This is a genomic window from Candidatus Chlorohelix sp., assembly GCF_037138995.1.
In the GTDB taxonomy this organism is placed as follows: Bacteria; Chloroflexota; Chloroflexia; order Chloroheliales; family Chloroheliaceae; genus Chlorohelix.
The window spans coordinates 1-13064 of sequence record NZ_JBAXHI010000063.1 but is presented as its reverse complement, the minus strand read 5'-3'; the positions used below and the strand labels follow the sequence as shown (position 1 = coordinate 13064).

At 44.4% G+C, this 13064-nt stretch carries 9 protein-coding genes and 1 pseudogene; 8 read left to right on the top strand and 2 right to left on the bottom strand.

The features are described 5' to 3' along the window. The 8 genes from WCK19_RS17290 to WCK19_RS17255 form a co-directional block, all read left to right on the top strand. Nucleotides 1-182, top strand: a 182-nt coding sequence (locus WCK19_RS17290; RefSeq protein ID WP_342398650.1) for a hypothetical protein, incomplete at its 5' end; no start/stop codon positions are given. Continuing rightward, nucleotides 183-1490: a hypothetical protein gene (locus tag WCK19_RS17285; RefSeq protein ID WP_342398649.1), complete on the top strand. Its 1308-nt coding sequence runs from the start codon at nt 183-185 to the stop codon at nt 1488-1490. It begins immediately after the preceding gene. 390 nt (nt 1491-1880) lie between these two features. Beyond that, nucleotides 1881-3407, top strand: coding sequence for an Hsp70 family protein (locus WCK19_RS17280; RefSeq protein ID WP_342398648.1), 1527 nt, complete (start codon nt 1881-1883; stop codon nt 3405-3407). A gap of 31 nt (nt 3408-3438) precedes the next feature. Then, complete coding sequence (locus WCK19_RS17275; protein WP_342398647.1) at nt 3439-4809, top strand: SPFH domain-containing protein; 1371 nt, start codon at nt 3439-3441, stop codon at nt 4807-4809. A 49-nt stretch (nt 4810-4858) separates the two neighbouring features. Further along, nucleotides 4859-7873 carry a hypothetical protein gene (locus tag WCK19_RS17270; RefSeq protein WP_342398646.1) on the top strand — a complete coding sequence of 1005 codons (3015 nt, stop codon included), beginning with the start codon at nt 4859-4861 and terminating at the stop codon, nt 7871-7873. 18 nt (nt 7874-7891) lie between these two features. Then, the gene (locus WCK19_RS17265) at nt 7892-8203 is read left to right on the top strand and encodes a hypothetical protein (RefSeq protein ID WP_342398645.1); all 312 of its coding nucleotides are present in this window, start codon (nt 7892-7894) and stop codon (nt 8201-8203) included. A gap of 28 nt (nt 8204-8231) precedes the next feature. Next, the gene (locus WCK19_RS17260) at nt 8232-11240 is read left to right on the top strand and encodes a hypothetical protein (RefSeq protein ID WP_342398644.1); all 3009 of its coding nucleotides are present in this window, start codon (nt 8232-8234) and stop codon (nt 11238-11240) included. A 2-nt stretch (nt 11241-11242) separates the two neighbouring features. After that, nucleotides 11243-12070 (top strand): hypothetical protein, encoded by an 828-nt coding sequence (locus WCK19_RS17255; RefSeq protein ID WP_342398643.1) that lies wholly within the window; start codon nt 11243-11245, stop codon nt 12068-12070. A 61-nt stretch (nt 12071-12131) separates the two neighbouring features. Here the strand turns inward: WCK19_RS17255 and WCK19_RS17250 are convergent. Further along, nucleotides 12132-12689, bottom strand: a pseudogene (locus WCK19_RS17250) (transposase); the annotation flags it as partial. Between the two features lie 76 nt (nt 12690-12765). Next, on the bottom strand, nt 12766-13064 hold a 299-nt coding region (locus WCK19_RS17245), incomplete at its 5' end, for a hypothetical protein (protein WP_342398642.1).

The window sequence follows — 13064 nt, the reverse complement described above, 5'->3', positions numbered from 1 at the left end:
TTTCAAAAGGCTTTGTAAACTTTCGCCTTGACCTAGTTTTCAGAATTACTCTAAGACTAGCCTATGATTCTCTGAAAAGTTTGATTGCAACAGTAGTGCGTCAACTTGGTTCATTTAGAATACCAACTGCGGAACCGATAACCACTTTAATGGGTGATATTCCAGTAGAATTGAAGGTATAGATGTCTAACTCTTTACGTGAAAATCTTACTTTACTGAGAAATAATGCGCACGAACGTATGGAATCGCTCGAAATTGAACTGCAAACAGAGCAGTCAAAAATGAGTTCTTTGGTTGCACAGTTTGAAATATTACAGCGTGACATGAGGATAAAAGAAGCACATATAGTTCGTTTGCAGCAGGAACTTGCTATACAAACCGTAACTCTTAACCAGGAAGAGCAGGAAAAATTAAAATTAGCTATGCAGGACTGCCTTGATAATCTTATTGTCACTGGTCAACGATTTCTTAGGAAGTCAATTCTGGAAACGGAGAGACAGCAACTGTTGCATTTAGACCCGGAACTTGAGAGGAAATTACATGATTACCAACAGTTTGCACAGAACCGTGACACAATATTACAATCTCTACCTGCATCTTATCACTCTATCTTGCTAGTGGCACAAGAGAACCGTGGAGCTCAGTTACAGTCTTATATGGAGATACTTGCCCAACAACAAGATTTGATAACAAATGATGAAGTGCATCTTGAGTTAGTGATTGCTCCTACCGAAAATCCAACAGGCTATGCTTTTTTGCTCCCGGTTCCAGATGAACTTCAGGACATTATACCTGTTGTAAAGAACTTTCTAGAAAACCTGAGAAACCTAGTGTATGACGGGATTTTTAGTCTTATTGGTCAGGAATACTGGTCTATTTCTGACTTGCGCCCCTCAATTTGGAATAACCTGAGCATCATTGAATTGGTAGGAGAATACACAGGGTCACGTGAGGTAGCAAATGTTGTGCAAGAGGTTCTGGCAAATCGGTTTAGCTCTACTGCTACTACAGAGGGGGTTACTCTAACTTGTTCCATAACACAGGTTACTTGCTTAAAACCAGTTATTAACATCGTGGTGTATACCACTTTAATAAATGACTCATCCTCAGAAACTGAAGTAGTTCTTGCAGAAGAAAGCGAAGAAACAAAAAAAGTAGTAGAGGAGATTATTCTAACAGAAAACCCGCTGGTTGTACCCGTTACTCTTCATCCAAAAGCGGAATTCATCCGTAAATTTCTAATTTACCTGCTAGGTTATGGTTTGGTAGGTAGTAAAACAATATCAGTAGGGATTTTACAGGAGAAGGTTCGTAACGCCGATTTTGAAAAAATAGTGGGGATATTAGCGCAAGCTCAGATTCTAAAGGTTTTTACTGGGCAGAATTCTATCTCAGAAATTACCTTGAACCCAGCGTGTTTACCAAAAGCTCAGGATTTGATAAATCGTGATATAACCCCATTTTGGGAGCAACTTATCCAAATGGTTTGAGCGGTTACGGGTAATTTAAGCTTATTTCGGTCAAGGTCAGTTTGTTAATAATCCTATCTGGGTTAAGCCACCAAACAGGTGAACATGCAACGTATTGCAGATTGACCAAATCTCAAATATGTGCCGAAAATTGCTCAAACTAATGTTTAAAATGCTACAAACTTTAGTTGCAATTCTGGTGTAATATTTATCAAGTAACTTCAAGTTAGTACGAGTCGTTTTTTCCCAATTCAACTGGAAATAAGCTTTCAGTAACGTTTAGCTGTATCATAATGGAAATAGACCTTATTGTGTACGAAACCCTACGTACTGACGGATAAGGAAATCACGCCGATGGAATGGTTGAAGTAAGTTCCTGAATAAATGAACTTAATCTTAGGAGGTAGAACTTTGATCGTAGGTATTGATTTAGGCACAACTTTCTCAGCTATCGCACGCCTAGACGATCTGGGCAAGCCTGAGATTATATCTGTCAATGGACAGGATACAACGCCAAGCGTGGTTTTTTTCGATGAAGCCCAAAATCGTATTCTGGTTGGACAGGAAGCTGTTGAGCTTGGTTTTTTTAATCCCAAAGGAGTAGAAGAATTTATAAAACGCAGGATAGGTGATCAAAATGATCAATATGTCCGACAGTTTCGCAATCAGCAATATAGACCGGAAGACATTAGCGCCGAAATCCTTAAAGGTTTGAAAATAGCAGCAGAGTTTGAAGTAAATGAACCTGTAGAGCAGGTGGTTATTACAGTACCCGCCAATATGACCGCATGCGGGAAAGAGCGTACACGTAAAGCAGGGGAAAAAGCTGGGTTCAACTCTATAATGTTGGTTTCGGAACCAACGGCTGCCGCGCTGGATTATACCGCGCGACGTAAGCCTGTAGCTCAAAATGTAGCAGTTTATGACCTAGGAGGAGGCACTTTCGATGCGACTATTTTAAGAATGGAACCCGGAACAAGCGGTGGGTGGAGAGTACGGGTACTCGCAACTGATGGCGATAACCGACTGGGGGGGAAAGATTTTGATGAAGCTATTATCGGCTATATCGCCCAACAACTGGCTTCTCAACATCAGGTAGATCGTCGCAGTTTTGGCCCTCAGGAATTTTTTGAGCTGCGCCGCCGGGCAGAGCAGGCTAAAGTAGAGCTGAGCGGTCACAATCGGCATGAAACAACGCTACGACTGAATTTGTTGGGAAGATCTTACCAGATAAATCTCAACCGAGATACTTTTAACAGCCTGATTGAGGGGGCGCTTATTCGAGCAGAAACAAAGATGGATCAAGCTATCGGAAAGGCGCAACTTTCGACTTCGCAAATCGACCTAGTTTTATTGGTAGGAGGAAGTAGCCGTATTCCCTTAGTAAGGGAACGACTATGCGGAAAGTTTGGCAAAGAGAAAGTTAACAGCGCTCTAAATCCGGATAAAGCAGTGGCGCATGGTGCCGCATTGATGGCAGGCAAAATCAAAGTTGAAGAAGAAAGCAAACAGGATAGTCAGGGTCGCCAAGGTCGCCTCGGTGGAGTAAGTGAGGCTGTACGTAATGAATTGGGCGGACTAGAGGTGAGTGATATTTTGCCTTATTCAATCGGGGTAGTAGCCTCCAGACCGAATGGGCCGGACTTTAACAGCATAATTTTATCAAGGGGCACCCCACTGCCCATGCAAAACTGGTCTAGTCGCCAATACCACACTAATACCCCTGGTGGGGCAGTTATTTCTCTGGTACAAGGTGACACACCGGAACTGTCCCAGTGTATTACTATAGGGGAGCTTCAGTTCGATTTACCTAATTTACCAGCCCAGACCGAGGTCAATGTCTTTATTCGCTGTCGGGCTGATGGGTTGTTGGAAGCAGTAGCGGAAGCGCCTAAATATGAGCGCAGTGTACAAGGTGAAATTCGATTGCGTGTTTAACTTTGGCTAAAGAAAAAGGAGATTCAGGTTAATGAGCAACTATCCTAATATTCCTTCACCCTCATACAACTCCGAACCGGTATTAATTTTACGGGACGAGACTAACGAAGTTGGGTTTTGGTCTTGGTTGTTTAATAACGCTGGGGTTGAAATCGAACCTAATACGGCAGGGGTGGTTTATGTAAATCATCAATTGTGGGCTATTCTACCGCCAGGCTGTCATCGTGTAGCCAAACCAGGTTTTCACTCCAAGATTCGCTTCGTCCTTGTGAATACTCGGCAGGAAAGCATTCAGATTGCTGATAAATTTAATGCGGTACACAATGAATTTACTGGCAGAACCAACCATTATGGTCAAGAGCCACGTTCCGGTAAACCTATCGAGTTATCCATAACCCTTAATGTTAATTTTCGGGTAGATAACAAAGTGCTGAGTGTACGGGGCGATTCTGGGGTAGATCGCTTCATCCGCAGTAACCCTTTTTCGGCTCCTAAAACGTTGCGGGATTGTGTTACTCAGGCTACCCGCCGAGCTTTTGGGCGCTGTGATTATCATGACCTGTTATTTAGCCGTGTGGACGTAGACCACCTCATTCGTAGCACATTGACCGAAGACTCTCGTTTATATTCCATTGGCTTACTGGTTGAACACATTACTATAGCTGAGATCAAGCAACCCAATACCATTAGTACCGCTACCGAGCAAGCTGCCGGTACTCGTGAGCATATTGATCTTACCTACGACGCTCCAATAACTTACGGTAGTCTTATCTATGGTCAACAAAATGTCCAAGCAATTGCTCCCCAGATTATTCAGCAAATGGGCGGAGGCGGTATGGATTATCTTAATGCTCCAGTAAACCGTTTTATGCCTAACCAATATGCCCCTAACGCTTTCCAACCCGCGCCAAATCACTATCTGCCAACTGAACCGGCACAGGGTACCGGGTATGCCCAGTCGCCTGGAGGTTTTAGCCAGCCTACTGGCGCTGAGACAAACCAACAGGACTCTGGTCAAGTGCCTTTCAGTGCAAATGCTTTCAACAGTACACCGACTGAAAAATCTGAGGGTATTTCTTTTGTGCAAGCAATAACCCGGCTGAAAAAATTAAGTTATGTGCTTGATGCGAACGATGCCCCGGAACGCAGTCCAAACGGCATGCTCACCGGTAAAAGGTTGGTGGAAGTAAACTTCAAATTACGTTCTTCTGGGCGACAAGCTTATGTATGCTTGTTATGTGGCTCCGATTACCCGGCAGTTCCACCTATTCTACAAAAAGTGCTGGTAGAGGGACAAAATCAGTCGGCAAATATCGAGTGTACCTTGCTAGACCCGGAAGAGTGGACAATTGAAAGTGAAATACGGGAAGTAATCGAATATCTAGAGGCACGCCTGTCTTGATACAAATGCGGCTAATCAAAACTATTACATAGTAGGCGGAATAAAAGAGATGCTCAGCACACCTTACCTATACGAAGTAAAACAAGCTGCCTATATAGAAACAGGTTATGCCGATAAAAAAGGAGTACAACACCAACCCTTTGATGGCTGGCATATTTTTTGGGCAGCCGAAGTTCCTTTTATTCCTAGCTTTCGTGGTAACGACTTTGCCGACTCCAGAATTGGAAAAGTTGTAAAACGGCAAATTCGTTTCATCTATGATATTTCCACCTTTCGCGAGAAACAAGCTACTTACGAGTTACGTTTTATCCAACAACCGAGTACTATTCCCGGCAAACTGGGGAAAATACGGATAGCCTTTGTTTGTAAAGTTTTTGACCCGGATTATAAGACTGCTAGAGATGTCTCTTTGCGCTTGTGGGCTAAATTTTCTGCTAATTTCCCTCTTGAGGATCCTTTTAATTATCCTCTCAAACCCCTGACAGACAAAGCTTCTTTTCTTGAAATTTTTGGGGACGCTAACTGGTACGCAGCCCTCAAAGAGCCAGGAACATTGTTGGAAATTCGCAAGTTTGAGGACTTACCGATTCGCACCAGCGCTATGGGGTTAGGACGGCGGGAGGAGGTGGGTGATTACATTGTTCATCCTTTGGTTCCATCGCTGGATTTCAGTGCGATGAGCCGATTTTTTGAAGCTCTTGCGACTCAAAAAGAGCGAACTGTGGTAAGTATTTGTTTGCGTCCTACCTCACTCTACGCCGATGAAATCCTTTATCTCAACGGCGCAGCCCAGCGTTTTGATGACATGACAAGGGTGCTAGAGCGAGAAGACAGAATAAGAGCTACCACCGATAACGCTTATCTGGTCTTTCGCTCTAGGGTAGGACGTTGGGTTTACACGCAACTAGTAAAAGAACAAAACCATACTTTCTTGCTGAAAATCCAAATTGCCGGTGAAAAAAGCGCACCTGCTGCGGTAGCGGAAGCACTCGGTTCCGAGTGTATGAACAATACTGTAAATGACTACCCCACCCAGTGGCAGTTGTTCGACCCGGTAAAAACCAACGATCATGCTATTGCACTCAATAACTTGCGCTATCTTGAACAGTACCCTTGGGGGGCTACCCTTTCAGCGCCTGGTCTGGAGCGGTTGCGCTACATTGTTACTGCCACAGAAGCCTGCGGCGCTTTTCGGCTACCTGTTCCACCTGCCAGCGGGTTTATGGCTGGTGTAGTAGTGAAAGATGAGCCGTTTGTAGCCCCACGCTATGAACAGACAAAGCAAGAGGGGTCTTCTCTCATTGAAAACAGTGTAAAATTGGGCAACATTATTCACCGTGGTCAGTCCACAGGCGAAGATTTTGGACTGCCCTGGAGTCAGTTTGCTCGCCACACTCTGATTTCTGGCACAACCGGCAGCGGCAAAACCAATACCTGTCTTTATCTGCTATCCCAACTCTGGCTTAAATATCGTATTCCCTTCTTGGTGATTTATCCAATTGACAAACCGGATTACCGCAGCCTAGCTAATCTGGATGGCTTGAGTAATGAGCAGTTTGCATTTTATTTTGGGAATGAGGTGCAACGTCGACCTATTTGTCTCGATCTATTGGTTTTTACCTTGGGAGATGAAACTACTGCACCATTCCGCTTCAATCCCTTTGCAGTAGGAGACAAGGTCTTATTGAAACAGCATATTAGTCGTCTGATGCGCTGCTTTAATGCCGCTTTTACAATGTGGGACCCACTTCCTGCCATTTACCGGGCAGCGCTACGCAAGTGTTACGAGAACAAGGGCTGGAATATTGAAACAGGCAAGGGAGGTCCGGACAGCCCACCTGCCCCGAACTTTACGGAGTTTTACGCTGCTTTACAAAATGAAACTGCTTCTCTTCAATACGGCAAAGAAACCCAGAGCAGTATTGAGCAAGCCACGGAAATTCGCATACGCGATCTGATAGCTACTGCCGGGAGCGTGGTTAATGTGGAACGGTCTTCGATAGAGATCGGAGATATGATGAAACGTCCGGTGATAATGGAAATAGGACGGGTTGGTTCCCCTCAGGATACAGCCTTGATTATGGGTATGCTGCTAGTTCTGGTCAGCGAGTATATTGAACACCATCGTCCTGAACAGTTGCATGTAACGTTAGTTGAAGAAGCGCACCGGGTAATGGCTCGGCATAACCAGGCTAACCAGGACCATGCTAGTCCCCAAGGAGCAGCGGGTGAAGACTTCAGTAACCTATTGGCAGAAGTACGGGGCTTTGGCGAAGGCATTATCATAGCCGAACAGATGCCGGTAAATCTTATTCAAGGAGCTATTGGCAATAGCAATTTGAAATTGATGCATCGGTTGGAGGACCCCGACAGTTTCCAATTGTACAGTCAGTTGCTCAATCTGGATGAACGTCAAACTGATTATGCTCGTAACCTTCAAACCGGACATTTGCTGGTGGGTAGCGCCTTCGGACCGGTTCATCTAGGTGTGCCCAATCTTATAGATGATTTGAACAAATTGGCAATTATTGATGACTCAGGTATTCGTAGCTTGACAGCCACGAAGCTACCCGACCACAGTTTTGGCAGTTACCTACCTTTTGTTCCAGCAGCACCCCAACCCAAAACCACACCCGGTAAATCGGGGGTTGCGCCTTATCCAACCTGCACGCATTGTTCCGTTTGGAATGCTTCCAGACACTGTCTTTTTCAGGCTTTGATCAAATCTTTGCCAAAATTTGCCCGTCAGGAGTTTATGATCGCTTTTGCAAAAGCTGTTAAAAGCACCCAACCGGACGGTTTGCCTAGCTCAGTTTGGCCTGAGTATGGGAAAGCTATCAAACGAGTAACTGCACAGATGGGTTATAACTTGACCGAACCATCTAGTATGCTCCAATTGAATAGTAGCTATTGCGCTCAAGCTTATATGGGTGCGCTTTACTTGGAAGACAACCCGCAAGATGCTTTAAAAGTAAAAACGTTATTGTCAGACTATCACGCGCGTGCTTTCGAAATCTTGATGGTGGAATTTAGTACTCAGAAAGAGTCTTCAGCTCCCAAATAATTGTAAAAGGAGAGTTCTATGGATTTGCAGGAAGATCAAGACGACCAGATTTCAGACCAACCGTTAGAGCAGGAAATAACAGAAGACGAGAAGTTGGAAACGGATCCTGAACCCTCGAACGATTATGGTGTGTCACCGAAGGGAGATTGGGACGACTCTGGCTTCGACCCATCAGAACACCCTATACCCCGCTTTGATGAGGGCTGGGGTTCAGCCTGGAATAAAGAATTAGACGCGATAGAGGAAAATACGCGCCGTATAAACAAGGAGTATGGTTCTTTGGAAGCGTATCACCAGCATATCAGAAAACAAATGGGCTGGGATTCATAGTTATTTTTGGAGAGGAAGCCTTTCATAAATGAATACAACCTATCCGCTACCTGAGGAACCTTCCAATGGGCAAGGTTATTTGGGCGGTCTTAACCAGTCCGGCTTAGGCGGTTTACATGAAACCGGGGTCGGGCAAGCCGTGCATCGTTATGGTGATAACTTCCAGCACATAGACGGGCGCAAGCTACTCGACCAGATGGAGCATGCCCGTAATTACTACGAGATTCTAAGTGTGAATCCTTCTGCCAGTGCAGAAGAAATAAAAACTGCTTACAGCCGCATTTACGCAACTCTAAACCAAACTGCCGAAAGTGTGGATGCCCTGACTGCGCAACGTGCTAGGGAAAAGATTCGTTTTTTGGATCAGTTGTTGCCAAAACTGTTAGACCCTAAACAACGCGAACAATACAATCAAACGTTGGCTAAAGCCAGTATAGGTAATTTGCAACTTGGCATACACAGTGCCGCTGACCTAGTAGATTTGGTGCAAATGGCTCCCGAAAGTTGGGAAGATGCTTTACAGGCGTGCAGTAATGGTAACATGGATGGGTGGCTACGTTATGGGGTAGCAGATGCAATAGCACGCAAGCGTTTCCTAGAAATCGTCGGGCAGTGCAATAATGACTGGAGTTTTACCCTTCACCGTTTTTATTGGTGGCTAGTAATGGAGCATGCACCACTCCGTACTCTCAATTGTAAGCCTCTTCTAGTTCTAGGATCAGGTCGCTATGCTTCATCCGCTCAAGAAATTTCGGTTTTGGCAGATAGCACTGCACAAGAAGCCGTTTATCTCTTGCGAAGCCCAGGAGGTAGTATCCTAGTAGAGTGGCTGCAACAGGTAGATGGAATCATAGCCCGCAACGTGGCTGACCTCATTCGAAATTCCCGTTCCAGTAGCCGGATATTATTGGAGCAAGTTATTCATGTGCTTAATCCAATGTTACCTCATCCCCAACCATTATTGGCTATGGGATTAGAAGGAGAGTTTCAACCGACTGGAGCGCTGAATTTAGGCCCATTAGATCGCACACGCCAACCATTTTACCGCTTGCTGAAAATTGCTCGGCAGGGACGTGGTTATTTCTACGGTACTCTTCGGAGTACCAATACGCAACGTCCAGTTCGTTTAGGCTATGCAGACGGTTCGGTACGAGGTTTGGATAGTATTGCTATTGAGGGCGATACTGTTTTGATGATTGAAATAGATAGCTCAAAGTTGAGCTATAACAGCCGCTACAATGATTTCAAACTTTTGTTGGAAACACCTTCTGGTAATTATCCCTTTTCAATTTCGGTTCAAATAGTACCGGAAAAATATAGCCCTAACTACGCCATAAAACGCTGGGGATTAACTTTTGGCTGGGCTAACTTGGTAATAGGCATGGTCTTAGCAGTCATTGTTGGTGTAAGCGCTGCGATTTTTGACATGGTAAATTATAAATGGCTCGAAATACCCGGTAGTTTACTCTTTGGATTGCTTGCATATACGCTTTTCAGCATAGGAAACATGGCTACTCTGGCAATTCCAACATGGCTAGGCTTTTTGTTTCCTATGATAGTGGTTGGGGTAGCAACCGCATCTCTTAATACAGCTGTACACCCCCATTATTCTTATTATACTTATTCTCCAGGTGCTTTCTCGTTAGTGGCGGTCATAGTTTGCTATTTAACATTGGGAATAATCAAGGGAATCGGGTTGGCAGCTTCCAATAAGCTTAGGGATAAGTTATATAAAAACAACCCCCCTGACGAATGGAGGTCAATAACCAATTTTAGTTATATAGATCCTGAAACACAAGAAGCGCAAAAGATGATAGAAGAATATTGTAGCAAAAATTTGGCGAATGTTCGCACAGAGCTGCAAGATAAAATCAGAAAGAATGGAGACTCTATCCGCGCCTCTATAGTTGGTGTAGAAACACCACCAGAAGCAATAGCGCAGCCACTCTCAGCTACATCTAATCCGGCTTGTAACTACTATGAACTTATCGAGGCAGAACGTGATGCCAGCGAACACTTCATTCGCCAACGCATTGCACATACCCGCCAACAGCTTCAAGAGCAACAAACCTCCCCCTTTCCAGAGGATCAGGATGATGCAAATCGTAAGCTGGCGTATTTACAGGAAGCCGAAAGAATTTTGCTGGATCCTGCGCTACGTGCCGATTATAATAAGCAATTACCTACCAGCACTCCGCCACCTGCCACACCACTGCCGGAGGTCGCCAGTTTACCACAGCAATACAACATCAAAGCCAGAGCGCCATTTGAGTTTACTGCCCCACCCGAACAAGCCTCGACACTGGGAGATTTTATCGCAGCGGTAGATCGTTGCCATTGGAACGAGATTCCCCATCATCTTTCCTCTGGTGAACTTGCTCGATGGTTTGAGTACGGATTACGCAACGAACGTCTGAAACAGCAAGCTATAATGTCCTCAAAATCCTTGCAGCAGAATCAGTATATTGGTAGTGATGCCCATATGAATAAGCTTTATCAAAATGAAGTGGTAGAGATATTTCTGCGCAACTGCGACACGAATTTACCAACTTCGTCTATTCAGGCAAAGTTGAATTATCAGTCAACAATACGCACAGGCGATATAATCACCGGAACTTTAACACTTTTAAATATGGGCCGCGACGGTAATGGGCAGGGTGGTTACACCACTGTTACGGTACAAAATCCTGGGCAGGAAGGCTTTTCTTTTAGCACCATCTTAGCTCCAACTGCCTCTTTTGGTGGTCAAACTTTAAATTATTCTTTTTCACTACAAACCACTATCTGGGAAAGAGTTTTTATCACTAGCGGGTATGTAAGATCACTGCGCCCGCCTGGTCATCAGATTATTCCGATACAGATACAACTCAGTGGACAGCCACCTATGACAGTACCAATCGCATTTGAAGTTATACCACGTTCAATCCTGGCTTCGTTTTTCTTGGGTATAGGGATACTTTTGCTTTGGTGTATTACCCTACCACTGGATCTGGTACTTGGTATATTTATGTTAATAGCAGCCATACTCAGAGGATAAAAATGAAGAAACGTTATGAACAGTCGGATGAGGATAAAGATGATTCTTGCTTCAGTGAAGAAGAAAAGTTGCAAATCCCTGGAGATGCTAATACAGGTACACAACTAAAGCAAAAATTTATTGCCTCCCTAGAAGAAGCAGGTGTTCATCCCGCTTTTCAGAAACGTATTTTGGACAATATTAATAATACTTTTGAAGACCCGGATAAAATCCGGGCAAACTTTCAAATTTGGCAAGCCGAAGAGCAGGACAAAGCAAACCCTACCATAATAACTGATGCCGATAGAGACGAAGTAGTGTTCAGTATGGATGAACCAACAGAGGAAGAAAAAGAAAAAGCTAACCTAAGAAAAAATGAAGAGAGCTTTGCCGCTTTTGTTTTGAACGTAAAGGACAAACAGGCATGGACGGACTATCAAAAAGCCGAAGCTCAAAAAAAGGTGGGTTACTATAATGAAAGTATAGAAAATGGTCAAAATCTGACTATAAATGAGCAATTGCCACGTAACAACAATTTAAGAGCCTTGTACGAAAAAGAAACAAACGAAACCCTAGAAAAAAATCAGCAACTTGACCATAAGATAGATAGACAGTTCGGGGGAACTGATGATTTAGAGAACTTAGGACCCTTAGACGCTTCGGTCAATGCCAGTGTGGGCAGCCAAGTGCAGAATCAGTTGGATCACTTTCCCAATAAGGGTGTAGGCTGGATTATAGCTGGAGTTAATCACGTTACTGATACTTCTGACTCTGATAATCTAGTTGCTACTACGAATGATAATGTTATTGACAACGACACCACTATCCCGACTGAGGAAGATGAAGGTTGATTGATTTTGTAAAGTTTTATAAACCGATAGATATTCGGAGTAACCGTTCACGGGGCTATTGCTAGGCACAAGCTTGGACTAAACTAGGAACAGGCAGACCAAACCATTTGGCCCGAAGAGCCTGAGTTATAAATTCAATCAAATCTCGCCCTTGCTGCTTGAGGGAGGCTGCCACCGTCAACATCCGCTCCACAAACCGCAACCCACCTTCACTCTGAGACCCAAAACAGGTCTTTCGCCAAATTACCGCAGGTCGCAAAGCTCTCTCGGCGGCATTATTGGTCGGTTCCACCCCAACCACCTCACTAAATACCCACAAACTAGCCTCGGCTTTGTTTAGCTCTTTGCTCAAACTCTTTACCGCCCTATCAGGGTGCGTTTCTCCTTCTTTTAAGAGTTGTTTGAAGTCAGCTCTAATTGACCCCAAGGCTGCTTTCAACTCCGCCAGGCTCATTTCCCCTTCACTTTCGCGATACTCCCGCCATTCCTCAAATACCTACCCACTTAACTCCAAAGCCTCTTCGCCCCATATTCCTCCTGCTCGCTCACTCATTCGCCTGAAATCCCGAATTAAATGCGCCCAGCACCACTGATGCTTTTCAGACTCTAGCCCACTGTAACCTTTATAATCTCTTTATAGCACATACATTTTACAATCCTTAAATATTATAGAGCGAATTGATTAAATTATCTAATTAAATTATGGTAAATATCAAGTAAACAAATAAATAAAAGGGCGAGAAATCGCGACCCAGATGTCGCTCGTACAGGGTTCGGGCTTTGTAGGAGCAACCTCTGGGTTGCGATAAGATGCGCCACCCCAAACAAAAACCTCCCACTTCCCCGCAAAGAACAGGCAAATTATCCGCTATGGCGCTATCACAAATGAGCAATATGCCGCTTATTTGAGCAAGGCGCTGAGCGAACAAGCCAGCGCCAGCTAAAGGCAATCCCAAAAGGTTAGGGCTAATCCCCCTAGCCCTTTTTTTGTCCC